Source organism: Bacillus sp. LNXM65 (assembly GCF_002998575.1).
Lineage (GTDB): Bacteria > Bacillota > Bacilli > Bacillales > Bacillaceae > Bacillus.
On the sequence record NZ_PVRB01000002.1, the window covers coordinates 57,250 to 83,778 of the forward strand.

The 26,529-nt window shown below is 42.9% G+C and carries 25 protein-coding genes, 4 tRNA genes and 1 other annotated feature; of the genes, 22 read left to right on the forward strand and 7 right to left on the reverse strand.

Annotated elements, in window-relative coordinates:
* Positions 1 to 10: 10 nt before the first annotated feature.
* From C6Y03_RS03875 to C6Y03_RS03885, 3 genes are all read right to left on the reverse strand, one after another.
* Entirely contained in the window at positions 11 to 796 is a 786-nt protein-coding gene (locus C6Y03_RS03875; RefSeq protein ID WP_066031476.1) for a 2,3-dihydro-2,3-dihydroxybenzoate dehydrogenase, read from the reverse strand.
* A 7-nt stretch (positions 797 to 803) separates the two neighbouring features.
* On the reverse strand, positions 804 to 1,685 hold the full coding sequence (locus tag C6Y03_RS03880; protein ID WP_066031477.1) for an alpha/beta hydrolase: 882 nt from the start codon (positions 1,683 to 1,685) through the stop codon (positions 804 to 806).
* Between the two features lie 594 nt (positions 1,686 to 2,279).
* Positions 2,280 to 3,137 (reverse strand): hypothetical protein, encoded by an 858-nt coding sequence (locus tag C6Y03_RS03885; protein ID WP_106038856.1) that lies wholly within the window; start codon positions 3,135 to 3,137, stop codon positions 2,280 to 2,282.
* Positions 3,138 to 3,245: 108 nt separating this feature from the next.
* Between C6Y03_RS03885 and C6Y03_RS03890 the strand changes: the two genes are divergently transcribed.
* The 3 genes from C6Y03_RS03890 to C6Y03_RS03900 all read left to right on the forward strand — a co-directional run bounded on the left by C6Y03_RS03890 (position 3,246) and on the right by C6Y03_RS03900 (position 6,362).
* Positions 3,246 to 4,202, forward strand: coding sequence for a DUF4885 family protein (locus C6Y03_RS03890; RefSeq protein ID WP_106038857.1), 957 nt, complete (start codon positions 3,246 to 3,248; stop codon positions 4,200 to 4,202).
* 251 nt (positions 4,203 to 4,453) lie between these two features.
* Entirely contained in the window at positions 4,454 to 5,818 is a 1,365-nt protein-coding gene (dnaB, locus tag C6Y03_RS03895; protein WP_003214779.1) for a replicative DNA helicase, read from the forward strand.
* A 130-nt stretch (positions 5,819 to 5,948) separates the two neighbouring features.
* Positions 5,949 to 6,362 (forward strand): VOC family protein, encoded by a 414-nt coding sequence (locus tag C6Y03_RS03900; RefSeq protein ID WP_095286160.1) that lies wholly within the window; start codon positions 5,949 to 5,951, stop codon positions 6,360 to 6,362.
* A 34-nt stretch (positions 6,363 to 6,396) separates the two neighbouring features.
* On the opposite strand, the gene C6Y03_RS03905 is transcribed toward C6Y03_RS03900, so the two are convergent.
* Positions 6,397 to 7,602 (reverse strand): cytochrome P450, encoded by a 1,206-nt coding sequence (locus C6Y03_RS03905; RefSeq protein WP_106038858.1) that lies wholly within the window; start codon positions 7,600 to 7,602, stop codon positions 6,397 to 6,399.
* 106 nt (positions 7,603 to 7,708) lie between these two features.
* Between C6Y03_RS03905 and C6Y03_RS03910 the strand changes: the two genes are divergently transcribed.
* The 4 genes from C6Y03_RS03910 to C6Y03_RS03925 all read left to right on the forward strand — a co-directional run bounded on the left by C6Y03_RS03910 (position 7,709) and on the right by C6Y03_RS03925 (position 11,321).
* The gene (locus C6Y03_RS03910) at positions 7,709 to 8,320 is read left to right on the forward strand and encodes a TetR/AcrR family transcriptional regulator (RefSeq protein WP_223253271.1); all 612 of its coding nucleotides are present in this window, start codon (positions 7,709 to 7,711) and stop codon (positions 8,318 to 8,320) included.
* 216 nt (positions 8,321 to 8,536) lie between these two features.
* Positions 8,537 to 9,826: an adenylosuccinate synthase gene (locus C6Y03_RS03915; protein WP_034660617.1), complete on the forward strand. Its 1,290-nt coding sequence runs from the start codon at positions 8,537 to 8,539 to the stop codon at positions 9,824 to 9,826.
* 136 nt (positions 9,827 to 9,962) lie between these two features.
* Positions 9,963 to 11,096 carry a DUF418 domain-containing protein gene (locus C6Y03_RS03920; protein WP_106038859.1) on the forward strand — a complete coding sequence of 378 codons (1,134 nt, stop codon included), beginning with the start codon at positions 9,963 to 9,965 and terminating at the stop codon, positions 11,094 to 11,096.
* 15 nt (positions 11,097 to 11,111) lie between these two features.
* Positions 11,112 to 11,321: a hypothetical protein gene (locus C6Y03_RS03925; protein WP_034660614.1), complete on the forward strand. Its 210-nt coding sequence runs from the start codon at positions 11,112 to 11,114 to the stop codon at positions 11,319 to 11,321.
* A 30-nt stretch (positions 11,322 to 11,351) separates the two neighbouring features.
* On the opposite strand, the gene C6Y03_RS03930 is transcribed toward C6Y03_RS03925, so the two are convergent.
* Positions 11,352 to 11,876 (reverse strand): peroxiredoxin family protein, encoded by a 525-nt coding sequence (locus C6Y03_RS03930; protein ID WP_106038860.1) that lies wholly within the window; start codon positions 11,874 to 11,876, stop codon positions 11,352 to 11,354.
* A gap of 342 nt (positions 11,877 to 12,218) precedes the next feature.
* Here C6Y03_RS03930 and C6Y03_RS03935 point away from each other — a divergent pair.
* From C6Y03_RS03935 to C6Y03_RS03985, 11 genes are all read left to right on the forward strand, one after another.
* Positions 12,219 to 12,294 (forward strand) — tRNA-Lys (locus tag C6Y03_RS03935).
* A gap of 6 nt (positions 12,295 to 12,300) precedes the next feature.
* Positions 12,301 to 12,372, forward strand: a tRNA-Glu gene (locus C6Y03_RS03940).
* An 81-nt stretch (positions 12,373 to 12,453) separates the two neighbouring features.
* A tRNA-Asp gene (locus C6Y03_RS03945) sits at positions 12,454 to 12,530 on the forward strand.
* Between the two features lie 26 nt (positions 12,531 to 12,556).
* Positions 12,557 to 12,629, forward strand: a tRNA-Phe gene (locus C6Y03_RS03950).
* A gap of 349 nt (positions 12,630 to 12,978) precedes the next feature.
* Entirely contained in the window at positions 12,979 to 13,686 is a 708-nt protein-coding gene (gene yycF / locus C6Y03_RS03955; RefSeq protein ID WP_034660610.1) for a response regulator YycF, read from the forward strand.
* A gap of 7 nt (positions 13,687 to 13,693) precedes the next feature.
* Positions 13,694 to 15,532 carry a cell wall metabolism sensor histidine kinase WalK gene (walK, locus tag C6Y03_RS03960; protein ID WP_034660608.1) on the forward strand — a complete coding sequence of 613 codons (1,839 nt, stop codon included), beginning with the start codon at positions 13,694 to 13,696 and terminating at the stop codon, positions 15,530 to 15,532.
* A complete protein-coding gene (gene yycH / locus C6Y03_RS03965) occupies positions 15,522 to 16,901 on the forward strand; it encodes a two-component system activity regulator YycH (protein ID WP_106038861.1) in 1,380 nt (459 codons plus the stop codon). Before walK ends, yycH begins: the two co-directional genes overlap by 11 nt.
* Positions 16,888 to 17,751 carry a two-component system regulatory protein YycI gene (locus tag C6Y03_RS03970; RefSeq protein ID WP_106038862.1) on the forward strand — a complete coding sequence of 288 codons (864 nt, stop codon included), beginning with the start codon at positions 16,888 to 16,890 and terminating at the stop codon, positions 17,749 to 17,751. Before yycH ends, C6Y03_RS03970 begins: the two co-directional genes overlap by 14 nt.
* Before the next feature lie 6 nt (positions 17,752 to 17,757).
* Entirely contained in the window at positions 17,758 to 18,552 is a 795-nt protein-coding gene (locus tag C6Y03_RS03975; protein ID WP_034660602.1) for an MBL fold metallo-hydrolase, read from the forward strand.
* A 78-nt stretch (positions 18,553 to 18,630) separates the two neighbouring features.
* A complete protein-coding gene (locus C6Y03_RS03980) occupies positions 18,631 to 19,821 on the forward strand; it encodes a S1C family serine protease (protein WP_374955721.1) in 1,191 nt (396 codons plus the stop codon).
* A gap of 69 nt (positions 19,822 to 19,890) precedes the next feature.
* Positions 19,891 to 20,355 (forward strand): GNAT family N-acetyltransferase, encoded by a 465-nt coding sequence (locus tag C6Y03_RS03985; RefSeq protein WP_106038863.1) that lies wholly within the window; start codon positions 19,891 to 19,893, stop codon positions 20,353 to 20,355.
* 39 nt (positions 20,356 to 20,394) lie between these two features.
* On the opposite strand, the gene C6Y03_RS03990 is transcribed toward C6Y03_RS03985, so the two are convergent.
* Together C6Y03_RS03990 and C6Y03_RS03995 are read right to left on the reverse strand one after the other, a co-directional pair.
* Positions 20,395 to 21,276: an ABC transporter ATP-binding protein gene (locus tag C6Y03_RS03990; protein ID WP_060597676.1), complete on the reverse strand. Its 882-nt coding sequence runs from the start codon at positions 21,274 to 21,276 to the stop codon at positions 20,395 to 20,397.
* Positions 21,277 to 21,966: an ABC transporter permease subunit gene (locus C6Y03_RS03995; RefSeq protein WP_060597675.1), complete on the reverse strand. Its 690-nt coding sequence runs from the start codon at positions 21,964 to 21,966 to the stop codon at positions 21,277 to 21,279.
* A 192-nt stretch (positions 21,967 to 22,158) separates the two neighbouring features.
* Positions 22,159 to 22,429: a binding site (T-box leader), on the forward strand.
* 110 nt (positions 22,430 to 22,539) lie between these two features.
* Between C6Y03_RS03995 and C6Y03_RS04000 the strand changes: the two genes are divergently transcribed.
* From C6Y03_RS04000 to C6Y03_RS04015, 4 genes are read left to right on the forward strand one after another with little or no spacing between them, the layout of a single operon-like run.
* Positions 22,540 to 23,400, forward strand: coding sequence for an SAM hydrolase/SAM-dependent halogenase family protein (locus C6Y03_RS04000; protein ID WP_034660590.1), 861 nt, complete (start codon positions 22,540 to 22,542; stop codon positions 23,398 to 23,400).
* Between the two features lie 14 nt (positions 23,401 to 23,414).
* Positions 23,415 to 23,972, forward strand: a complete 558-nt coding sequence (locus C6Y03_RS04005; RefSeq protein WP_012011871.1) for an ECF-type riboflavin transporter substrate-binding protein — start codon at positions 23,415 to 23,417, stop codon at positions 23,970 to 23,972.
* A 19-nt stretch (positions 23,973 to 23,991) separates the two neighbouring features.
* Positions 23,992 to 25,707: an ABC transporter ATP-binding protein gene (locus tag C6Y03_RS04010; protein WP_106038864.1), complete on the forward strand. Its 1,716-nt coding sequence runs from the start codon at positions 23,992 to 23,994 to the stop codon at positions 25,705 to 25,707.
* A complete protein-coding gene (locus C6Y03_RS04015; RefSeq protein WP_106038865.1) occupies positions 25,698 to 26,528 on the forward strand; it encodes an energy-coupling factor transporter transmembrane component T family protein in 831 nt (276 codons plus the stop codon). The genes C6Y03_RS04010 and C6Y03_RS04015 overlap by 10 nt, the downstream gene beginning before the upstream one ends.
* Position 26,529: the final 1 nt, after the last annotated feature.

Consider the following 26,529-nt stretch of genomic DNA (forward strand, 5'->3'; position numbering starts at 1 on the left):
TGATGAAATGCTAGATTCCGAGTGTTGCGCCACCATCAATCGTGAGATTCTGCATCGTAATATGACTGGATTGCTCAGATGCAAAGAAGATTACTGCATCAGCGATGTTTTGAGGATCAGCGATTTTTTGTAAAGGAATACCGGTTTTATACGTCTCTAATGAACCTTTAATCACCTGATCTGCTCCTTGTTCATCAGACCATAAAGCCCATTGCATAGGTGTTGCGGTAGAGCCAGGAGAGACGACATTGCATCTGATTCCATAGGCTGCTAGCTCTAATCCAAGCGTTTTTGTAAAGGAAGTAGCTGCGGCTTTTGATGCGGCATAGGCAGCCATATTCATTCTAGGGATGGCACCTGCGTTAGAGCTGACGGTCACAATGACCCCTTCTGATCTTTTCATCATGTATTTGGAGACAGCTTGAGATACGTAAAAGACACCATGTGTGTTGACTGCGAAGGTTTGTTGCCAGTCATCTGCACAAAGCTGGTCAATAGAACCGATTCGAAGAATGCCTGCTACATTGACTAGTAAATAAATGGGTCCGAGCTGCTTTTCAATTTGATCGACAATGTGCTGAACAGAAGCTTGATTGGTAATGTCACCTGGATAGGCAAAGGCGCGTATGCCTTCATCATTCATTTGTTGGATGGTGCTTTGCAGCTGATCTTCATTTGCGTCAACTGCTGCAATGATCGCACCTTCTTCGGATAGTCTTTTTGCGACTGCTTGCCCAATACCTTGTCCTGCACCTGTGATAAGGGCAATCTTTTGAGATAGACCACTATGTTTCATGTGTTCACTACCTTTCTTTCATGTCTGTGGTTGTTAAAGGATCATCATGATAGAGTGCAAAACGGAAAGCGTAATTCATCAGCACCGGTAAAACGGACGTATGTCCTTCTTCAGGGAACTCATGATAGGCCGTATGTAAGCCATATGAGGATAAAGGCAACATACGATTTGCTAGTGACTTTGCATGATCATTCATTTGACATGGATGATGTTTTTCTAGCTCACCTACACCTACAAACAGCCTTACATCCATAGGCACCTGACGTATACGGTTGGTGAATTGGTATTCTTTTTCTAGAAATAATTTTTTATTCCAGTGGATAGAAGGACTGCCCGCAATATATGTCTGATAAGCATCAGGGTGCTCAAATAGTGTGTGTAATACAAAAAGACCGCCAAGAGAATGCCCAAACAGTGTTTGACGACTCAGGTTGATCGGAAAGCGTTGCTCGATATAAGGCTTTACAGTCTTTTCTAAAAAAGAAAAGAAAGCAGAGGCCCCGCCATATGTATGGATGGAGAAGTCCTTTCTTTTGCCCCCAATGGAAGCATCAGGGCTGGTAAGAGTGAGATCATAATGCCTGAGCGGATGATAGGGCGCTTCTGTCTGATAGCCAATTCCAACAATGATGGCAGGTACGACACCTGTTTTTTCAGGTCTTCTTGACTGTAAACGAATGGCTTCGACCATTGTGCCAAAAAGTGAATTCCCATCAAGCACGTACATGACTGGAAAACCAGCCGCTGGAGGAGTAGTATTCGGTTTAAATATAAAAAGTCTGTATGGGTGTGCTGTGATATCCAGTTGCTCCGTCCCAGGTATAAAAAAAGGACGGCTTTCTCCGAAAAGTGAATCCTCAGTACCCATTCCTTCAGGGCGTTTGGACATATGTAAAAAATCTCCTTCCTCAAATTCGACCATCATACGATGATAAAAGCAGGCTTGCGGATATTGGATGAGTGTAGTAATTGAAGAATGGTTCCTCCAAATGAAAATGATTCTCAACTATCACGCAAGCAAATCAAATGATAATGGTTATCAATTATGAAGTCAAATGTTCATTAAGTTGTGTATTTGATATTTTAATCTTAATATTCAGAAAATAACGGACTAACTCACTAACAAATGATTTGAAATAGGGAATACCGGACCTTGTCATTTAAAAAGAGGAGAAATGTCAAAAGACCTTGACTGCCTCGGAATATTTACCATTTTCTTCTGTTTGATTCAGGAATAAATATAGGTTTTTCTTCTCGAAATAATTTTGAGGAAAAATGAGTCTATAGACCCTCTTATATTTTTAGGCAAAAAGAGGAGGATTTTGCAAAAAGCTGGTGATCATATCTCACAACTTATTCAATATCATGCGTAGCTGTTTTAAAAGTGGCGAAGTATAGCATCCAAAATTCAACAATTAAAAAAGTAAGGTGTGTACCCTTACTTTTTGATCAATTGGTGTACATGTCTGTAAACACCATTAAATTAGAATCCATCTGTGACATCATATTCGTAACGGATATCGGCTTTGACATTGCTCATAGTAGATCTCGCTGTAGCTTTTGCGTTGTACTTAAAGTTCCATTTTTGAGCGACTTTTAATTCATCTTCAAGAGAAATACGGTAAGAACCGCTTGTTGCAGAGGAAAAAACGGATTCGTTCCAAATCTTGTTTTCATCAGCCATCAGTTTGTGTGTGACATTTCCTTGGTTAGGCGATTGGGTACTAGTTGTTGAAATCGATTTAACGATTGCATTGTTAGGGATAGAAGAATTGTTCGTTAAATCCATTGTAATGATAGAAGAATCAACTCCCAAAAAATTCAAAGAAGTATTCCCCGAGTTGGTAGCGGCTCCCGTAAAATTGAATGTCCCATTTCCAGATTTGATACGATCTTGAATGGAGACAGTAAAATACATATTCCCTGTATATGTACCACGGGTCACTTTCACAAAATAAGTTTCTGAAGTTGAAGTAACGTCACCAGTATTTGCAAATATAAAGGGCGTTACTGAATCAGGATTAATCACTCTTGACCCTGGCTTAGAACTCTTCGAATTATACACCTCGATTTTCATCCCCGTATATTGCTTATCATATGAACTTCGCACATAAACCCTTTCACCCTTATTGATCGTGAACTGATAATACGCTTCATTTTCACCTTCAGGTAAGATTGTTGTATCTGGACGACTATTTTTCCAATATCCCATTGAGCTTGCTGTGTTAGGGCTGTTATTCCCTGTAATAGCTGCTTCCGCTGAATTAGGTGCAAAAAAACTAGTAACAAGCACTAATACCAATGCAGGTAATAAAAAACGTTTGAAGATAGTATTTGTCATATTTTAACCCTCCTTGTAATAATTACTATATCGGATCATAACTAACAAATTTTAACTGAATTGCCGATATATTTAATAATCACTAATTTTTTAAAAAGGAGAATCAAAATGAATATTAATACGTCATACACGGCAGGTGCTTCAAACAATCAGAACCGAATAGACTATAAAGGTCAATCAGCTATTAAAAGTACAAATGAGGTGATGACCGAAGCGGATAGACGAATGAAAATATTAGATGAAAAATATGAAAAAATAAATGAACAAAATAAACGTTTCAAAAATCCCCATGGTCATATACACGATAAGTATAGAAATTCTTACTCTCCTTATTTCAGGAATGATCTAACTAAAGTAGAGAGAGAAGCTGCTTATACGATGGAGATTGGCTGGGCTAATTCTGGAAAAGGAGGTCAATATGACTTTAATGACGCCATCTTCCGTAATGAAAAACGGTACGATCCTACCCAAGAAAGCGTAGAGAAAAAAATATTCAATCGGCAAAAGGTCAACGAACAATTGCAAGATTTATTCTCTAAAAACGGTATAACCATTCCTAAAAACACAAATTTAACTTTTACCATTGACCCAAATCATTTCAAATTATTGGTGAGTGGTTCAACAGACGAATCGCTGACCAAACAAATAGAAGACCTATTAAATACAACCAACAATACAAGAGAATTATTTTTCCACATCATGAAAAGCAGATCTGACGATTCTACTCAATTCACGCCTGATTCTCTTGCCAAATTCCACCTTGTTAATCAAATCAAAACGGTCACAGGCTACAATTTAAAAGATTTAAGCATTGTAAACGGTCAATTTGTAACGGATAACGGGAAGAATATTTTTGATATATACAAAGAAGAACTCCTGAAAAATCCATACACAGCAGAAAATGCACGCATTGCCGCTTCACATTATGGTGCACAGCTATTTGATCTAGCCAAAAACGGGATTGATTCAATTCCCGATTTGGTGTTATCTATTGGTTATCAAAACGGGTCTTTACAAGACATTGGGCAAAAAGAAAATTATGGAGTTAAGAAAACGATAGATTAAAAAAACGCATTCGAACATGCCATGTTGGAGCGTCGATCACATGTGTGAACTACAACAGATAAAAATCCGATACAGAAGGACTCTATAACAATTTATGTTACAGAGTCTTTTCTATTGAAATGCGTTGGTTGGCTGTTCAACGAAACATCCTCATGGTAATTTTGACTATAGTCGATGTTTTTCACTTTTTTATTGATGAAAATGTTAAAATGATGAGTAGCGTATTTTTATATGAAAGGACGGTGCTTGGCATGACGGAACTTCTCGATGACCGGCTGCCGCCGCAAAATATAGAAGCCGAGCAGGCCGTATTAGGTGCTGTTTTTTTAGAACCATCTGCGCTCACGCTCGCTTCTGAGGTATTAATTCCAGAGGATTTCTATAGAATGTCGCATCAAAAGATTTACAATGCGATGCTTGTACTTGGCGATAGAGGGGAACCGGTCGATCTTGTCACGGTGACTTCTGAACTTGCCAATACAGATTTACTAGAAGAGGTAGGCGGGATTTCGTATTTAACCGATATTGCGAATTCTGTCCCAACTGCCGCAAACATAGAATACTATGCAAAAATTGTAGAAGAGAAATCAATCTTAAGACGTCTGATCCGTACGGCGACAACCATTGCACAGGATGGGTACACGCGTGAGGATGAAGTAGAGGATCTGTTGAGTGATGCTGAAAAGACCATTATGGAAGTGGCGCAGCGTAAAAACTCAGGAGCCTTCCAAAACATTAAGGACGTTCTTGTTCAGACATATGATAATATTGAACAGCTTCATAACCGAAAAGGCGATATCACAGGGATTCCAACGGGATTCTCTGAGCTTGACCGGATGACTGCTGGATTCCAGCGAAATGACTTGATTATTGTAGCGGCTCGTCCATCGGTAGGGAAAACAGCCTTCGCATTGAACATTGCACAAAATGTCGCGACGAAGACAGACGAAAGTGTCGCCATCTTTAGTTTAGAGATGGGGGCTGAGCAGCTTGTCATGCGTATGCTTTGTGCAGAGGGAAATATCAATGCACAGAACCTAAGAACCGGTAATCTGACAGAAGAGGACTGGGGCAAGCTGACAATGGCGATGGGCTCGCTATCAAATAGTGGGATTTTCATTGATGATACACCTGGAATCAGGGTAAGTGAAATTCGCTCGAAATGCCGCCGTTTGAAGCAAGAAAACGGTCTTGGCATGATCCTGATTGACTACTTGCAGCTCATTCAAGGGAGCGGACGATCAAGCGATAACCGTCAGCAAGAGGTTTCTGAAATCTCTAGGGCGTTAAAATCGCTGGCAAGGGAACTTGAAGTTCCGGTTATTGCTTTGTCTCAGCTTTCACGCGGAGTAGAGCAGCGTCAGGACAAACGTCCAATGATGTCTGATATTCGTGAATCAGGAAGTATCGAGCAGGATGCCGATATCGTGGCATTCCTTTATCGTGATGATTACTACGACAAAGAATCAGAGAATAAGAACATTATTGAAATCATCATTGCCAAACAGCGTAACGGTCCAGTTGGTACAGTATCACTGGCGTTCGTCAAAGAATATAACAAATTCGTCAATCTGGAAAGAAGGTTTGACGATGCGGGTGTTCCGCCCGGTGCTTAAAGCCCAGCTCAAGAAGCTGGGCTTTTTTTTGATGGATCTACATCGAAAGAATGATTGAAAAACGGTCGAAATGAGGAGGAGAGGGAGAGAGAGAAATCGTATACTAAAAGGAGAAAAGGAGTGATGACTGATGAAATTTCAACAGTTCGAAGCCGCTCAATTACGCATCGCACGTCCAACCGTCAACATGGAAGAGGTTGTTTCTTTTTATGAAAAAGGCTTAGGGCTCAAACGAATAGGTTCATTTGATCAGCATGAAGGATACGATGGTGTGATGCTGGGGCTTCCTCATCAGCATGTTCATTTAGAAATCACCAAACATGAAGAAGAAGAGAGCCTGCCCGTTCCGCATCCAGAACAGCTGCTTGTTTTTTATATTCCTGATGAACAGGAGTTTCAGCAGATGAAAGAGAGACTGATCTCATTTGGCGGACGGCAAGTCACCTCTACGAACCCATACTGGGATCGAGGAGGGGCAACCATTGAAGATCCAGATGGATATCGAGTTGTGCTCATGAACACAGAAGGAATTACCCCCGTTTAAAAAAGACTCCCATGCTTGGTGGGAGTCTTTTCTGTTATGAACGAAGTGTGACGCGCAGCTTCAGCTCTTTCAGCCCATACATGCCGCTGTTTGTCATCGGCATATAGGAGAGGAGCTCTAGTGACTCATATCGGTCCAATAAGGCCTTGATGGCAGTACATGCTTCCAAGCGGGCAAGTGGTGCGCCAAGACAGAAATGAATACCGTGCCCGAAACCAATATGAGGATTAGGGTGGCGGTGTATATCGAATTCATGTGCATTTGAAAATTGACGCTCATCCCGGTTGGCAGAAGCAAGAAACACAATCACATTGTCTCCCTTTTTCAGCACTTTTCCCCCAAGCTCTGTGTCTTCTGTGACATAGCGGACGATCGTAGGAGCGGGTGCACGAAAACGGACGGCCTCCTCTACAGCACGCGGGATGAGCTCAGGTGATTGAACGAGCGCTTCATACGCACCCGGCTGTTCTAACAAGCTGAAGATCAGATTGGAGATCAAATTGGTGGTTGTTTCGTTGCCGGCTAAAAGAAGAAGATTACAGAATGGTATTAATTCATCCGCTGACAGCCTGTCTCCATTCTCCTCAGCTTGAATGAGGAGGGAAATCAAATCATCACCGAGGTTGTGACGTTTCCTTTCAATGATGTCTGCAAAAAACGCCATCATATCAGCCTCTCCTTGGTCCCGAATTTTCTGCCATTCAGCGACATCCTCCTCATCTTCACTTTTAGGCATACTGACGAGAATATCAGACCATTCTTTAAAGGATTGTTTATGCTCTGAGGGCACACCTAAAAGCTCTGCAATGACAATGACAGGAAGCGGATAAGAGATGGCTTGCACTAGGTCAATCTCGTTTTTTCCTTCTATTTGTGCCATGAGTTCCTCCATCAATTCTTGAATACGCGGCTCCCACAATTTCATGACTCGAGGTGTAAAGGCTTTGCTCACAATGGAGCGGATTCGAGTGTGTTTGGGAGGGTCCATCATCACCATTGTTTTCATCAATGAATGCTTCCGCTGGTCTTTAGGAGGCTGACTAGAAAAGGTATTTTTATCGATTGTCACACGTTTTGCTTCCTCATAGGTGAATACACTCCATGTTCGGCTGGCTTCGTCAAAATGAACAGGTGATGTCTGACGCATGTTGGCATACCAATCAAATGGGTTATACGGATCTTGCTTGTTTTTTCCTCTTAATAACGCTTTTTGCACGGCAGTTGGTGTTGTTGTTTCCATGATCATCACTCCTTATAGGTTGTCAGATGCTTCCTTTTTTTCATTGTGTTAGATTAAAGTTAATTCATCAGCCTTGAGGATTCAACCAACAGAAAAGCGGAATCTGTTGAAGTTCATAGGAAGGGGAGAATGGCTTGTGGCGGACTGCTACAGAGGGGATAAGCGTGCAACGGAATCGAAGCAGCAATTAAGAAAAGCGTTATTTCAGTTATTAAGAGAAAAAGAGTGGGAGAAGATTTCTGTACAGGATTTGACGAAAGTGGCGGGCATCCACCGCACCACCTTTTATCAGCATTATGAGGATAAATTTGATCTTGCCCAGCAGGTGATGGATGAGATGTTTGATGTGATGAAATGTGCCATTTTTGCTCCTGTACAAGAAGATGATGTGAAAAAAGAGCATGCGGCATATGTGTATATTTTTCGATTTTATCAGCATTTGCAGGAACATGAAGAGGAGTATCAAATTCTTTTGAAACGAGGACGAGAGCTCAATATTCATGAAACGGTTCGTGCTTTTTTTGAAGAAAGCTTTTCTATGGGGTTAGAGGAAATCGCAGGCTCAAAGCCTCATCCACATCTCGTTCCAATCGACATGCAGCAGCAATTCGTCATTTCTGCTTATGTTGGAACAGCAGAATGGTGGTTGAGGACAGGGAGACCGTACTCACCTGATTTTATGGCAAGCTCGATGATTCATTTAATTGAAAATCAATAGAAATTAGGAACCATCAAAATAGTTGTTTTTACTCAAAATCTCCCTTTTTAAGCGCTGAAGAAGTGATTAAAGCGCTTTTTCTCATAATTAAAACGAACAAAATTTGATTTCGAGATATTAATGTTCGGATTTCACGTTGACTTTTTCGTTTTGCATTGATAAAATAAATGTGTTTGAAAGAGATAACGTTTTGAAAGGTTAACGGAGGTGCACGATATGTCTTCAGTAGTCGTAGTAGGTACGCAGTGGGGTGACGAAGGGAAAGGGAAAATTACCGATTTCCTTTCAGAAAATGCAGAGGTGATTGCCCGTTATCAAGGGGGGAACAATGCAGGTCACACGATCAAATTTGATGGAGTGACTTACAAGCTACACCTCATTCCGTCCGGTATTTTTTATCAAGAGAAAACTTGTGTCATCGGTAATGGAATGGTGGTTGATCCTAAAGCGTTGGTCACTGAGCTTGCGTATCTTCACGAACGGAATGTGAGTACAGATAACCTCAGAATCAGCAATAGAGCCCATGTGATTCTGCCTTACCATTTAAAATTGGACGAGGTGGAAGAAGAGCGGAAAGGGGCTAACAAGATCGGTACGACGAAAAAAGGAATCGGACCAGCTTATATGGACAAAGCAGCTCGTATCGGTATCCGTGTCGCAGATCTATTAGATCGTGAAGTATTTGAAGAGAAGCTTGCACGTAATCTAGAAGAGAAAAATCGTCTTTTAGAGAAAATGTACGACACAGAAGGCTTCAAGATTGAAGATATTTTAGACGAGTATTATGAATATGGCCAGCAAGTGAAAAAATATGTCGTGGACACATCTGTTGTCTTGAATGACGCACTAGATGAAGGCCGCCGTGTACTATTTGAAGGAGCACAAGGCGTTATGCTTGATATCGATCAAGGGACATATCCATTTGTCACGTCATCTAACCCAGTGGCTGGAGGAGTGACGATTGGTTCTGGTGTAGGACCAACGAAAATTCAACATGTGGTCGGCGTGTCAAAAGCGTACACAACACGTGTTGGAGATGGCCCATTCCCGACAGAACTCCATGATGAAATTGGCGATCAAATCCGTGAGGTTGGCCGTGAATACGGTACAACAACTGGACGTCCGCGCCGTGTTGGCTGGTTTGACAGTGTCGTTGTCCGTCATGCTCGCCGTGTGAGCGGGATTACAGATCTATCTCTTAACTCAATTGATGTACTGACAGGGATTGAAACATTGAAAATCTGTGTCGCTTATAAATTGAACGGAGAAATCACAGAAGAATTTCCAGCAAGTCTAAATGAACTAGCGAAATGTGAGCCTGTCTACGAGGAAATGCCAGGATGGACAGAGGATATTACAGGCGTGAAGAATTTAAGCGAACTGCCTGAAAATGCCCGTCATTATTTAGAGCGCATTTCACAATTAACAGGTATTCCACTTTCCATTTTCTCAGTCGGACCAGATCGTTCCCAAACGAACGTTGTCCGCAGCGTGTACCGTCCATAATAATAGACTGATCAGACACCAGTAAAATTGCACATTTTACTGGTGTCTTTTTGTTTAAATATTTCTTAATTTCAGTAGAACAGGCTTCCGATCATTACCAAAATATGATAACTGTATAGGGGGAAGGAGCGTTCTAGTGAAAGAAAGAATAAGATTATTAGATATTTTACGAGGTTTTGCCATATTAGGCACATTGGGAACGAACGTCTGGTTTTTTGCGTATGCAGGGGATACCTTTGCGACAGATCAGATTGCAGATGAATATGAACATGGCAGTTTTCTAGAAAGCCTTGTTTCCATGTTCGTCTATGGGAAAATGCTCTCACTGCTCACAATCATGTTCGGTGTAGGGCTAGAGCTGAAATATCAGCAGGCCAAAAGAAAAAACATGCCTTGGCCTGGTACATATTTATGGATTCTTTTATTTTTATTTATCGAAGGCTTTGTCCATTTTGCACTTGTGATGGAATATGATGTGCTCATGAGTTACGCTGTGACCGGTTTGCTTGTGGCATTTATTGTACGAGGAGGGAGCAAGCGCATCAAAAGAGGCATGATGTTCTCTGGAGTCATTCATTTGCTTGTTCTGTCCTGTCTGATGGTGTTCTCCCTCTCTGAAATGGAGACAGAATCGTATGATCAAAGCAGTGAACCGGCGCTGGAAGAGCAGCTGCCAGAGACATGGATCTCGCAGGTTCAAGAACGATTACAACACTTTTTCATGTACCGTGAAGAAGCGATCTTTATCATTCCAATGAACACATTTCTGTTTTTATTAGGTGTGCGGATGATGAGAGCCGGTGTTTTTTATGCAAACGAACGCGGGCAATCTCTACGGAAAATACTATTCCGAGTCGGTCTGTGGGTGGGTCTGCCGCTGAATGCACTTGTCTTCGTTCCGAACGAACTAGTGGAATTCGTTGTGCGCTATGCGTTTTCGCCATTCCTTTCTCTTTTCTATATCGCTGTCATTGCGAAGCTCCTGGTTCACACGGAATCATGGTTCATGTGGAATTGGTTTGAATATGTAGGGAAAATGGCACTCAGCTGTTACATCCTGCAAAATATCATCTGCTCGGTTCTTTTTTATAGCTGGGGATTGGGTCTTGGCGGACAAATCAACGCCCCTCTTATCGTATTGGCATGGCTGCTCATTTCACTTCTGCAAATTGCCATATCAGCATGTTGTCTAAAGGTTTGGAGAATGGGTCCAATGGAATATATTCGTTTGCGGGCACTTCGCCGGGTGACGATGAAGAAGGCAGCATAAAGGGGAATAGCTACAATGTTTTTTAAAAAAATGACGAAAAGAGAACAAGCGAATTCACATAAAGCAGCTGTACCAGCGTTTGTCTTTTATCTTCTCGCATTAGGAGGACATGCGCTGTACTCGTATGTTGAAGGTGACAGACCACCCGTCACTTTTGTCATTCTCATGGCGGGACTTCTTGTGTTTTTCGCCGCAGACTGGCTATTTAACAAAAGACAATCATAAAAAAAGAGCCCTCAGTACGAGGGTTCTTTCTTATTTCACGCTTTTATATTGGCCTTTTAAGTTTTTGCGGATGTACTGGATGATTTTGCGCAGTTCGTTGGCATGCGGTCTGCCAAACGGACTTGTTTGTCTTTGCTGATAGAGGACTTGGCCCTTTTCATTTAATAAGAAATAGGCAGGTTCCCCGTGCACTCCGTGATCTTCATAAGGAGCATCTTCTCCGTGATAGTGGACTTCATATGCTTTTAATGAAGTAAGGTCCTGGTCAGACATGATCGGGAAAGATAGTCCTTCTTTATCCGCAAATTCCTTCAAGTCATCAGGATGATCCGTTGAAATCGCCATTAAGTGGATATCCTTGTCTTGAAAGTATGATTGCTGCTGTTCGAGCTCTTTTAATTCTTCTACACATACTGGGCACCATGAGCCTCTAAAGAAGACGATGAGGTGCCAGCTTTGATGTTCCTCTAAATGTTTGTGAAAATCAATATGTTCACCCTGTACTGTTGGAAGTGAAAAGTTGGGCATTTTATCTCCTAATTTAAATGAACTCATACTGCTTCCTCCTTTTTCAATCACAATGTCACTTGTTTCATGTATAACCATTTTTGAGCGGTCTAAAACGTTTCTATGTGCTTGAATAGGCAGTGGTCATGAAAAGGTGAATCAGAAATGAAGGCGGTTGCAAATAGAAGGGCTTTGGCAGGAGATTTCAAATCCGACACTTTTTTTAAAAAAATGTCGAAAAACGTATTGCCATATGTAATTACTCTATGATATTATAAATCTCGTTGTTGCAAAAGTCTCTGAAACTTGTTAGGATGCGATGTTCCAGCTTTTTTAAAGCGATTGGTTTGACGCAATACGGCTTCTTCAGATTCACTTTTCACAAACCGAGAGCCATTAGCTCAGTTGGTAGAGCATCTGACTTTTAATCAGAGGGTCGAAGGTTCGAGTCCTTCATGGCTCACCATGTATTGGCCCGTTGGTCAAGCGGTTAAGACACCGCCCTTTCACGGCGGTAACACGGGTTCGAATCCCGTACGGGTCATTGATTTACTTTAGCGTTAAGCTAATTTTTCCTCACTTGCTTGAAGGAGCACCACGATTGCTTTTTCGGGCAAGTTACTGAGGTCCGGTAGTTCAGTTGGTTAGAATGCCTGCCTGTCACGCAGGAGGTCGCGGGTTCGAGTCCCGTCCGGACCGCCATTTATACATATTCATCTTTTGATGATGGCTCGGTAGCTCAGTTGGTAGAGCAACGGACTGAAAATCCGTGTGTCGGCGGTTCGATTCCGTCCCGAGCCACTTCCAAACGCATCTGCAATCGCAGGTGCGTTTTTATTTTATGAAAAGAAGGCATAAAAAGGGAGAAGCCGGACCTAGGTAGGGCCCGGCTCCATAAGAAGAAGACGTTACATCTATATAGACGATTGGTGACTGGAAAAGTTTCGATAAAAAAGGAAAAAAGCCATCAATTTTTTTGAGAGGTGACTTCCTATCCAACGTTTACTAGAAAAGAAAGCCGTTATTATTTTTATCTTTGCCACGTAAAACGTTATAATAGACAGTGAGCCTTTTTTGCTCAAACGAAAAGGCCTGATGAGAGATGCAAAATGGAATGACATAGATGCTAAAAATGCAGGAGGAAATCACAATGGAAAAAAAGATTCTTGTCGTAGATGATGAAAAACCGATTGCTGATATATTGGAGTTTAATTTAAGAAAAGAGGGCTATGAGGTTCATTGTGCATATGACGGAAATGAAGCCCTTGAAATGGTAGAAGAAATCAAACCGGACATCATTCTGCTCGACATTATGCTGCCGAACAAAGATGGCGTTGAGGTATGCCGTGAAGTGAGAAAAAAATATGACATGCCGATTATCATGCTGACAGCAAAAGACTCTGAAATTGATAAAGTCATCGGTCTTGAGCTTGGCGCAGATGATTATGTGACGAAGCCATTTAGCACGCGCGAGCTGCTTGCCCGTGTGAAAGCGAATTTGAGAAGACAAATTGCTGCGCCGCAGACAGAGGAAGAATCTGAATCAAATGATATTGAGATTGGATCACTTGTCATTTATCCAGATGCATATGTGGTGTCTAAGCGTGAGGAAACAATTGAATTGACGCACCGTGAGTTCGAATTGCTTCATTACTTAGCGAAACATATCGGACAAGTTATGACACGTGAGCACTTGCTGCAAACCGTATGGGGCTACGATTATTTCGGGGATGTGCGTACAGTGGACGTCACAGTCCGCCGTCTTCGTGAGAAAATTGAAGACAATCCTAGCCACCCGAGCTGGATCGTGACACGACGAGGCGTTGGCTACTATTTAAGAAACCCAGAGCAGGACTAAGATTCTTATGAGTAAAGTAGGTTTTTTTCGCTCGATTCACTTCAAATTGACCTTAATTTACGTGCTGCTGATCATTGTCGCCATGCAGATCATTGGCGTGTACTTTGTGAAGCAGCTAGAGCAGTCCTTAATTAATTCCTATGATAATTCCTTGAATCAGCGAATCTACTCGTTATCGTATTACCTAGAACAAGATTCATCGAAAAGCAAGGCAGAATTAAAAGAGGATGCTCAAAAGATATTAAACGACTTTAACAACAAAGATGAGTCTAATGAAATTTCTGAAGTCAGCTATATTGACGAAAGCAGAGAGGTCATTGCCTCTGTGAATAATGGCAGTCAGGAGATTGCCGGGAAGAAAATCACTGATCAAATCATTAGCCGTATTTTCGCGGTTGGCAAAGACTATGAAAAGAAATTCTATGACCCAGAATCCAATAAACGGGTGCGTATTTCTGCGACAGCCGTGAAAAATGAGAACCAAGAAACCGTCGGTGTGATTTATGTTGTGTCTTCGATGGAAAGTGTGTTTAACCAAATGCGAACCATTAACACCATTTTGGCGACTGGCACACTGATCGCACTTGGGACGACCGCACTGCTTGGTATCTTCATCTTTAGAACAATCACTCATCCTATTTCGGATATGAGAAAGCAAGCGATCGAGCTTGCCAAAGGGAATTTTTCCAGGAAAGTCCGAAAGTATGGACATGACGAGATTGGCCAGCTTGCGACAACCTTTAACCATCTGACGAGAGAACTGGAGGAAGCGCAGCTGATGACGGAGGGTGAGCGGAAAAAGCTTTCTTCTGTCATTGCCTATATGACGGATGGCGTCATCGCCACGAATCAAAACGGTGCGATTATTCTATTAAACAGCCCCGCATTAGAGCTGTTAAATGTTTCACGTGAAACAGCTCTAGAGATGCCGATTACGTCCTTACTGGGCCTCGAGGACACGCATACATTTGAAGATTTAGTCGAAAATCAAGATTCCATGCTGATAGAAATTGAACGCGAAGATCAGCTGTCTGTTTTGCGTGTGAATTTCTCAGTCATTCAGAAAGAGCATGGGAAGATTGATGGTTTAATTGCGGTCATTTATGACGTCACAGAGCAGGAGAAAATTGATGCAGAACGCCGTGAATTCGTCGCAAACGTATCACATGAGCTACGCACACCGCTGACGACGATGCGAAGCTATCTTGAGGCACTGGCTGAAGGGGCAATTGGTGATAAAGAGCTTGCGCCAAGGTTCCTCAGTGTCACGCAAAATGAAACAGAACGCATGATCCGGCTTGTTAATGACCTGCTGCAGCTGTCTAAGTTCGACAGCAAGGATTATCAATTCAACCGTGAGTGGACGAATTTTATCAGGTTTATCTCATTGGTCATTGATCGTTTTGAAATGACGAAAGAGCAGCATGTCGAGTTTATCCGCAATCTGCCGCAGCGTGAAATATACGTGGAAATTGATCAAGATAAAATCACACAGGTGCTCGATAATATCATTTCCAATGCCATGAAATACTCCCCAGAGGGTGGACATATCACGTTTACCGTTGATCTGGATGAGGAGAATGGCCTTGTGTTATTCAGCGTCAAAGATGAAGGGATCGGTATTCCGAAGAAGGATATGGATAAAATCTTTGAACGTTTTTATCGAGTGGATAAGGCGAGAACAAGAAAGCTTGGCGGAACCGGCCTAGGACTTGCGATTGCAAAAGAAATGGTTCAGGCTCATGGCGGAGATATTTGGGCTGACAGCATTGAAGGAAAAGGAACAACGGTGACCTTTACCCTTCCGTACAATGAAGAACAAGAGGATGATTGGGATGAAGCGTGAGACCTTTAAAACCATAATATTGACAATCCTAATTGCAATCAGTCTTGTGTTTACGTGGAATATTTGGATGTTCCAGCCCGTCATGCAGGACCAGGCAGATGCCGGCACACAGGTCGTGGAAACGAAGAAGATTTCAAGCGATGAGCCTAGAAGTCTCATTGATGTCGTGAAGCCGCGCGAGATGTTCATCCATTCAAATGGGGAGCACTTTAAAGTCGATCAAAAGGAACTCTTTCAAAACTTCTGGAATGATGTGAGCCTTTGGGATGTCAAAGAGATTTCGGATGTGTCGGATCAATATTCTGAGCAGAGATTTAAGAATTTCTTCTATGGAAGCGGAGGACAGGGGAAGACATTGGATCTTGTGTTCAATGACTCGATTCCGATTGATATTTTCCAAGCGCTGTTTAAATGGCCGAATAAGTCCATTGAATACAACTCGTTTGATCGGATGATTGTGCCGTTCTCCCAGCAGGACAAGGCCAATAAGAAAGTCTATTTGGTTTCATACAGCAAGGAAACGGTGCTTGAGCTGACAATAGAATCCGCTAACTATCGGAATCTAATGGACAGTATCTCAGCCGCTCAAAACGAGATGCCGCGCTACGATCTCTATACATTCTCAGCGAATTCTAAACGAGATTTCCTCCTTCCGAGAAAGCAAAAGCAGCTTGAAGCGAAAATGTTCTTTATCGAAACGATTAAGACAAGCAAATTCAAGGACGCTCTGTTTACGGACCCGAGTCTTGTGGGCGAGGAGTCTAATTTAAATCGGACAGTGTACACAGATGGCACAAGCCGTCTTGAAGCCAATCAAAAAGACCACCGCATCCAATATCAGCACCGCAATATCAATTCCAGTACCGTTTTCCAAACGGGGGATTTGATCAAGCGAAGTGTGAAGTATTTCAATGATACGGGGAGCTTTACCGATGACTATCAATACTTTGGCATCAACAGCAACCAGCAGCTTTCCTTTAATATGTTTATGGATGGTCTGCCGATCGTCAACAGTACAAAGCATCCATTTGGGATGACCTCTCTTGAAGTACAGTGGGCGAATGATGACATCTTGAATTACAAGCGTCCAAACTATATTCTAGGCAACAAAGCGAGTCAGAGTGAACAGGTCAAGCTGATGAACGGGACAGAGCTGAAGGACTTAATCGTCAAGCAGACGAAATATGATGACCTGGAGAAAATTGAACAAATTTTCCCGGCCTATCAAGCTACTTCAACCGCATCAGATCAAGATCAAGCGATGTTTGTCTGGCTGGAGCCAGTATGGTGCATGAAATATAACGGCAAAACCGTGATACTATCGCATGATTTGTTGACAGAGGGGAGCGAGAATAATGGAGTGGAATAAGACCAAAACGATCTTTATCCTAGCCTTTCTCGTTCTCGATATCTTTCTAGGTTTTCAATACTTTGAAAAACGATCAACCGATCATTTTGCGATTATCGAAAAAACGGATACGCTGGAAGAAATGAAGGCAGATGGGATCAAATATGGCAATCTATCAGATGAAGCGAAGATTGGATACCGCATTACAGCTGAAAAGAAGCAATATACGAAAAAGGATGTCGACGGATTAGCTGATCAAAAGGCGAAAAGCACATTCCCGAAAACGGACAAAGATGATCCTGTCACACTGCTTGAGATGACCTTCAATAAACCCGTTGCATTGCCAAAAAAGGATATAAAAACAGCGGCGACAAACCTCGTAAACCAGCGTTTGCTGGATGGTAAGAATTATAAGCTGTGGAGTATTAATGAAGAGACAGGGAAGATCGTCTTTTTCCAAACGTATAAAGGGAAATACATCTTCCAAGAAGGCCTTGATGACACCGAAACCATCGGGAAAATCACCTTAGATGTAAACGATCAAAACGAGGTCGTGTCGTATCAGCAGTCGATGGTGACGTCGATTAATGAAGTGAGAAAAGAAACCCTTGTCCCAGCCCTTGAAACCGTGAAGGACTTATATACACAAAACATGCTGAGCCAAAACACGACCGTGAAAAAGGTAGAACTTGGCTACTATACGCAATACCCGGGTGCAAGCACGCAGGTCATGGTGCCTGTATGGCGAGTCGAGCTTGAAGGCGTATCAGTTAGTTCAAAGAAAAAGACAGAAGAAGAATATTTGATCAATGCCATTGATGGCTCAACACTTGATCATATAGAGAAAGATGACAAATCTTCAATGGAGTGAGAGAACATGAGCTTGCAGTTCAGTGTACTAGCGAGCGGAAGTACGGGGAACGCTTTTTATTTAGAAACAGACGAGCATGCCTTTTTAGTGGATGCTGGATTAAGCGGCAAACAGATGGTCGAGCTGCTTGGTCAAATCGACCGCAAGCCTGAAGACTTGGACGGCATTTTTGTGACACACGAGCACTCAGATCATATTAAAGGGCTCGGTGTCATGGCAAGAAAGTACAAGCTCCCTGTCTATGCAAATGCGAAAACATGGAAGGCGATGGAGTCTCATATCGGGAAGATTGACACAGAGCAAAAATTCCACTTTGATATGGAAACCGTCCAATCCTTTGGTGGTCTCGATGTTGAGTCCTTTGGCGTCTCACATGATGCGGCTGAGCCCATGTTTTACGTGTTCCATTATGGCGGGCGCAAACTTGCCCTGATGACGGATACAGGCTATGTGAGTGATCGTATGAAAGGCATCATTCAGTCAGCCAATACGTTTGTATTTGAGAGCAATCATGATGTCGGTATGCTGCAAATGGGCCGATACCCGTGGAGCATTAAGCGCAGAATTCTGAGCGATGTCGGACATGTATCAAATGAAGATGCCGCTCTTGCGATGACAGATGTGATTGGAGATGCCACCTCACGCATTTATTTGGCTCACTTGAGTCAAGACAACAACATGAAGGATTTAGCCCGTATGGCGGTCCAGCAGACGCTTGAGATGAAGGGCTTTGTTGTCGGGGATGGCTTTGATTTATATGATACGGACCCGAAAAAAGCAACCCCGCTTTGCGCCGTATGATTTTTACAATCGTATGATTAAGATAAGAGCTTCTTACCAACACTATATACATCATCTATTCACTGAAAGGAAGGAAACATAGTGGATTATCGCGATGTAGAGTGGAAGCCGAGACGAAGCAGAAAAGGATATTTCCTATCTGGTCTGATCGGTGTATTGGTAGGAGCTTTTTTAATGGGATTCTTTTTCCCCTATGTGTCAGGACAGAGCGGCAGTCCCTTTGGGTGGCAGCAGAATGGAGATGGGCAATCAGCACAGGGCCCTTTAAAGACCGTCAATGTGAACGTCAATGATGCGGTCACGAAAGTCGTATCTAATATGTCGGATACGGTTGTCGGCGTCATTAATATCCAAAAGTCGAGCTTTTGGGAAGAAGGCGGGGAGGCAGGCAGCGGGTCAGGTGTGATTTATAAGAAAAAGGGTGATACCTTTTATATCGTGACCAACCACCATGTCATCAAAGGAGCCAACCAGCTTGAAGTGAGCCTTCAGGATGGGACAAGAATTGGTGCCAATCTTGTTGGAAGCGATCAGCTGATGGATTTAGCGGTTCTCACCGTCAAAAGTGATAAGATCAAGAAGACCGCCGCCTTTGGCAATTCAGATCATGTGAAGCCAGGTGAGCCAGTCATCGCCATTGGAAATCCGTTAGGGCTTGAATTCGCGGGCTCTGTCACACAAGGTGTCATTTCTGGAACGGAACGTGCGATTCCTGTAGACTCGAATGGGGACGGACAGGCGGATTGGAATGCGGAGGTACTGCAAACAGATGCCGCCATCAATCCAGGCAACAGCGGTGGTGCCTTGATCAATATGGACGGAAAAGTGATCGGCATCAACTCAATGAAGATTGCTGAATCAGAGGTAGAAGGCATCGGGCTGTCTATCCCGGCGAATCTAGTCATCCCTGTCATAGAAGATTTAGAGCACTACGGAGAGGTGAAGCGTCCGTATCTAGGCGTTGGCATGAAATCATTAGCAGATATTGCGAGCTATCACTGGCAGGAAACGTTGAAGCTGCCATCTAAAGTCACATCAGGGGTTGTCGTGATGAGTGTCGAGTCTTTGTCTCCAGCGGGAAAAGCGGGACTAAAAGAGCTGGATGTCGTCACCTCCTTTGATGGCAAGAGTGTACAGAATATCGTAGATCTTCGTAAGTATTTATATCAAAAGAAAGTCGGCGACAAGGTAAAGATGGAGTTTTACCGAAGCGGAAAGAAAAAATCAGTAGAGGTCAAACTTTCTCAAACCGACCGATTCGGCGGATGACCAGTTCCTTGATGGGACTGGTTTTTTTCGCATGCTCATCATATGATGGAGGAAAGGGGGCGGTACGAATTGGTTACACTACAACCAATGTCACAAACGGATTACGATGTATTGATGGAGAAGGCCATTCAGCGGTACGCAGAAGAAAAGGTACTCGCAGGGACATGGGAAAAGGAAGAATCACTTGCGAACGCAGAAGAACAATTTGATCGGCTGCTTCCCGAAGGTCTGCGGACAGAGCATCATGAGCTATGGAATTTCTTGAACGGGGAAGAAGCGATTGGCTGGGTTTGGCTTTGTTATAACCCGAATCACCCTCAGCAGGAAGGATTCATTTATAACTTTATTTTATTCGAAGCTTATCGAGGTAAAGGCTTTGCAAAGCAGGCCATTGCTGCATTAGAGGAGCAGGCAAAGTCATTAGGTGTGCAAAAACTCTCGCTGCATGTTTTTGCTCATAATCAAATCGCCCGTTCACTGTACGAGAAGACCGGATTTGCAGAAACCGGAATCTATATGAGTAAACCTTTATAAAAAAGAAGAAGTACCGTGCGGATCGCGTACGGTACTTTTTTATGAAGTGCTCATGGCATCCTGAGCCGTGACTCTGTATAAATCGACTTTGCATTTCACGAAAGCGCGGATGATCGATGGGACTTGGGCTTCTGAACGAATCAACAATGAGGTCTCGTCATCACTGATCACAAGATCTGTTCCAACAGTTTGTAAGTACTGCGTGAGAACAGGTTTCACCTCATCATCAATCCACGCATGCTTGAAGGTTGCACGTATGTTTGAGGATGTGATGGTTTTTTCTTGAGGATGAGTATGGGGGGACACTAATTTTCCTTCAGAAATGAATGCCGTTTTGGTACAAATACTATTTGTGAACCTTGGGCGGTCAGCCGTTAAAAAGACGGTTTTCCCTTCATGTTTTAACGTTTCAATGACCTGCTGGATGTGCAAGATCGAATCAGCATCAATATCGGCAAAAGGCTCGTCTAGTAAAATAAATTCGGGCCGATGGGCGATGGCCTGCGCCATTCCGAGCCGCTTCTTCATACCAGGTGTGAAGGTACCGACCTTTTCCTGATGATAGTGATCTAAACCGACAAATTCGAGCAGTTCTTCATAATCACTCGTTTTCTGGCGTGTCCCGGTGATTTTGGATAAGTAGGCAATATGTTCAAGTGCCGTGAGCCCTTCATATAAATCCGTATATTCAGGCAGAACACCGATATGCTGCCTCACCTTTTTTAATGAAGGCATATCCATCATCGTAAACGTACCAGAGGTTGGCCGGGAAATTCCCGTAATGATATTGAAAAACGTCGTCTTACCAGAACCCTTAGGTCCAATGAGTCCGAAGATATCGCCTTGATTGACATCAAGGGTAATGTGATCTATCGCGACTTTTGTCCGATATTTTTTTGTGAGCTCTTTTGTATGCAGCATTTAGACATCCCTCCTTTGAAATAGGAGTGCTGTTCCAATGAGTAATACAACGGTTAATGCTGTATTCATGAGTACATAGGTCAGCGGTTCACTCAAGCGTGCATAATAATAAGGCGTCATATATTGGAACCAATGAATCAATCGTTCTGAAGAAAGAACAGATATCATACTGACGATCGGGAAAAGAAAGGAAAACAACATCCCAACAAACATTGATTTCTGCGGTGTTGGAAAGAGCATGGACAAAAATAAAGTACATGAGATACCGACACTGATAAAGGTTAAGATTTTTAACGCATCAGAGAACAGAAAACGATGTGAAATCACCATATTCAGTACGTAAGTCGTCATAATGCAGCTAAGCCAAAACAGCATCAGCCCAAGATATTTTCCGATAATAATGTTCAAACGGGTTGTTTTACTGACGAGAAAACGGATGGTTTTCAAATGAATTTCTCGGCTCAAAATATCGTGAGACAATAAAAAAATAAGGAAGAAACCAAATAACGACATCACCAGTTCATTCCCAATAGAATAAGGATCCTTTGCCTGCTCCCATTTGTCCTGATGAGCAGCAATAAACGGAAGAGTTGAAACAAAAGTAGATAAAATGAAAATAATAACAATTGTTAAAATGGATTTTGTGCTTTTGAAGAGCTGCTTAAACTCATTCATACAGATGGTCCACACACGCTGTACCTCCCTTCATCTTTATTATACCGCTAGAAAGGAAAGACACCATATCTCGCTCTTTAACATTTGTTTAAATTTTATAAAAAGAAGACTCTTCCAGCATCAGTTGACTCACTTTTGAAAATGTTCAGAAAAATATCTTGATTTATCAAAAAACATCATGTATGATAGCTTTAATTCAAGATAGTTAAACAGGCAATGACGAGAGAAAGTACAATCATCAATTTTTCCACAGAGAGCTTCGGCAGCTGAAAAGAAGCAAAAATAATGATTCGAAAAATGGTCTCTGAGCCTCGTGCTGAACATATCTATGATATTAGTAGGACACGACGAGAGTTGGTACTCGTTATCAAAACCACAGTATATGAGCCAGATTGGAGCTTTGTACTTGTAGAGGCTGTTTAGCGCGAGCAAACAGTAAATAAAGGTGGTACCACGAGACAAATACCTCGTCCTTATGATTCAAAGATAAGGATGGGGTATTTTTTATTGTCCACTTTTTTCATACAAATGTTCAAATGTTCCACGTGAAACACCACATCCATTTTTTCAAATGAAAGGGAGATTGACATGAGTGAACATGCATTGGTTTTACAATCAGATTTCGGCATTGATGATGGAGCAGTCAGCGCAATGTACGGAGTGGCAAATACGGTGAGCAGCAGGATCCGCCTTTTTGATTTAACACACAATATACCGCAGTATGACATTTGGGAGGCATCTTACCGCCTGCTCCAAACCGTCACATACTGGCCGGAAGAGACGGTATTCGTTTCCGTTGTTGACCCAGGCGTTGGGTCAGAAAGAAAGAGTCTTGTCGTCAAAACCACCAGCTCGCACTATATCATTACCCCAGATAACGGGACACTCACGCACGTCGCGCAGGATATTGGCATTGTGGAAGCCCGTTATTTAGATGAAACCATTAACCGGCTGCCGAAGTCGGGAAAATCACATACATTCCACGGGAGAGACATTTACGCATATACAGGGGCGAGAATCGCTTCAGGTGTGATTTCTTTTGAAGAGGTTGGGCCAAAGGCGAATATTGATGATATTATTCACCTTCCAGTCGTACAGGCGTATGCGAAAGAAGAAGTCATTACAGGAACGATTGATATTTTAGACGTGAGGTTCGGAAACCTATGGACAAACATTCATCACACGTTATTTGAACAGCTTTCAATTAATTACGGCGATGCAATAGAAGTTACCATTGCCAACGGGCCGAAAAATGTGTATAAAAATATCATGACCTATGGACGATCTTTTGCCGATTTAAAGGTAGGCGAACCACTCGTATATGTCAATTCACTCGATCATTTAGGCGTGGCGATCAATCAAGGGTCATTTGCAAAGGCTTATAACATCGGTACAGGCACAGGCTGGCGCCTTTCGATTCGCAAAGCTCCGCGCATTATATACGAATAAGAGGAGGAAACATCATGGCAGGTAAACAACTTTCAACGAAAACTGTCGTTGCCATCGGAATTGGCGCAGCCGTCTTTGTCATTTTAGGACGCTTCGTCTCCATTCCAACTGGGATTCCGAATACACAAATTGAGACATCGTACGCATTCCTTGCATTAATGGCTGTGCTTTTTGGTCCTGTTGCAGGCGCACTGATTGGGTTTATTGGTCATCTCATTAAAGATGCCACCACATTCGGCCCTTGGTGGAGCTGGATTATCGTTTCAGGTGTTGTTGGGTTATTGATTGGCTTCATTTCTAACCGTTTAAAAGTAGAAGAGGGCGACTTTGGCTGGAAGAAGATCACGCTTTTCAACGCCGTACAAGCAGGTGCGCAGGCATTAGGCTGGTTTGTCATTGCTCCTGTACTCGACATTGTGATCTATGCAGAACCTGCGAACAAAGTATTTGTTCAAGGCATCGTGGCAGGGATCTCGAACATCATCACAGTCGGTGTACTAGGAACCATCATCATTGCGGCTTATGCGAAAACGAGAAGCAAAAGCGGCAGTCTATCGAAAGAAACATCATGAAGCAAGGTGGAACACATAAATGAAGAAACCGATGATTCAATTCGAACATTTCGGATTCAAGTATCGCAGTCAGGCAGAACCGACATTGAAAGATATCAACCTGACCATCTATGAAGGGGAAAAAGTCCTCATCGCAGGCCCGTCTGGATCGGGAAAAAGCACGCTAGCCCATTGTATCAATGGGCTAGTTCCTGCGTCTTATAAAGGTTCTATGGAAGGAAGTCTTCACATCGGCGGGAAAAATGCAGAGAAAGAGAACATTTTCTCCCTTTCACAGCTCGTCGGAACGGTGCTGCAGGACCCTGATGGACAATTTATCGGGCTGACCGTTGGAGAAGACATCGCGTTTGCTCTTGAAAATGATCAAGTCACACGCGAAGAAATGAAAACACGTGTCGAAGAAGCGGCAAGATTAACAGAGGTAGACGGCAAGCTGGCATCGTCCGTGCATGAGCTGTCAGGCGGTCAAAAACAACGTGTCGCCATTGCGGGCGTACTTGTCAACGATGTCGACATTTTGCTGTTTGATGAACCACTTGCAAGCCTTGATCCGTCTACAGGCAAAGAAGTGATCGATCTTATTGATCGACTGCAAAAAGAAACGAAAAAAACGGTCGTGATGGTCGAGCACCGGTTAGAGGACGTCCTCTTCCGTCATGTCGACCGCATCATCGTCGTCAATGACGGCACGATTGCAGCGGATATGACACCAGATGAATTGCTCGCCTCAAATGTATTAGAAGCGGCATATTTGCGCGAGCCTTTATATGTAAAGGCCATGAAATATGCAGGCATTCCAGTTACACCGGGAGATCAGATAGCTAATTTACAGCATCTCACCTTAAATGACGAGGAAAAAGGGAAAATCGAGCAGTGGATGGAAGCGTCTGAGCCGTCAGTAGAGCAGATTACAGCGCAGGATTTACTAGAGGTGCGTGAGCTGAGCTTTGACTATCCGACAAGACCAAACACGCTGAGCAACATCTCCTTTACCGTCAAAAAAGGAGAAATGATCAGCATCGCAGGAGCCAATGGTGCAGGCAAGACGACACTATCCAAGGTGCTCTGCGCATTTGAAAAGCCAACAAAAGGGACAATTCATCTGAATGGCGATGACATCACAGAAGACACAATCAAACAGCGTTCTGAACGAATCGGCGTTGTCATGCAAAACCCAAATCAAATGATTTCAAAACAAATGATCTTTGATGAAGTCGCACTCGGTCTCGTTTTAAGAGGCGTAAAGGAAGACGACATCAAAGAACGGGTGGAGCGGGTTCTAAAAGTATGCGGTTTATATCCATTTCGGAACTGGCCGATTTCAGCCCTCAGCTTCGGACAGAAAAAACGCGTCACCATTGCATCAATTCTTGTATTAGAGCCAGAAATCATCATTTTAGATGAGCCAACCGCAGGACAGGATTTTAAACATTACACAGAAATGATGACGTTTTTAGAGCAATTAAATCAGCAGGGTGTCACGATCTTCATGATCACCCATGATATGCATTTGATGCTCGAATACACGACAAGAACCATTGTCATTTCAGATGGAGAAAAAATCGCAGATGATACCCCCGCCAAAGTGCTGACAGATCAGCTGCTTGTCCAAAAGGCGAGCTTAAAGGAAACGTCGCTGTATGAACTGGCGCTGAAAGCAGACTGGCCGAATCCAAATGAACTCGTGGATCGCTTCATTGAGGTTGACAGAAAGGAACGAATGACATGGCTGTAGACATGCTGTCCTATATCGATCGCCCGTCGCCGATTCATAGGCTGACAGGGGCAACCAAACTCATTTGCTTTATCCTCTGGTCATCCGCAGCGATGCTCACGTATGATACAGGCATTTTAGTCTTTATGCTAGCCGCCAGTATCGTATTCTTTCAGCTATCGAACGTGCGATTTCGTGATATTTCCTTCGTGGTGATTGTCCTGGCGATTTTCCTAGTCATCAACAACATCGCCATTTACATTTTTGCGCCCCAGCAAGGAGTCGCCATCTACGGAGCAAAGCATGAGCTGTTTCATATTGCAGGCTGGTACAACGTCACACTGGAACAGCTTTTCTATCAATTGAATATTACGCTGAAATATGTGACCGTCATGCCAGCAGCGCTTTTGTTTATCGTCACAACGAATCCAAGTGAATTTGCCTCATCGATCAGCCGAATCGGGTTCAGCTACCGGATTTCCTATGCTGTCGCGATTGCCTTACGCTATATTCCAGATATTCAGCGGGATTTTCGAACGATAGCGATTTCTCAGCAAGCAAGAGGAATTGATTTATCGAAGAATGAAAAACTGGGGAAACGGATTAAAAATGCGCTGTCGATTGTGATGCCGCTGATTTTCTCCAGCTTGGAGCGGATTGAAACGATCAGCAATGCGATGGAGCTGCGCGGATTTGGAAAGCATAAAAAGCGCACATGGTTCACGGCGAAAGACTTTCAAAAAGCAGATTATGCTGCGTTATTGTTTGTTGGTGTGGTACTCATCGTGTCGCTAGTGATTACATTTGTTAGAGGAACAAGATTTTATAATCCATTTTTATAGA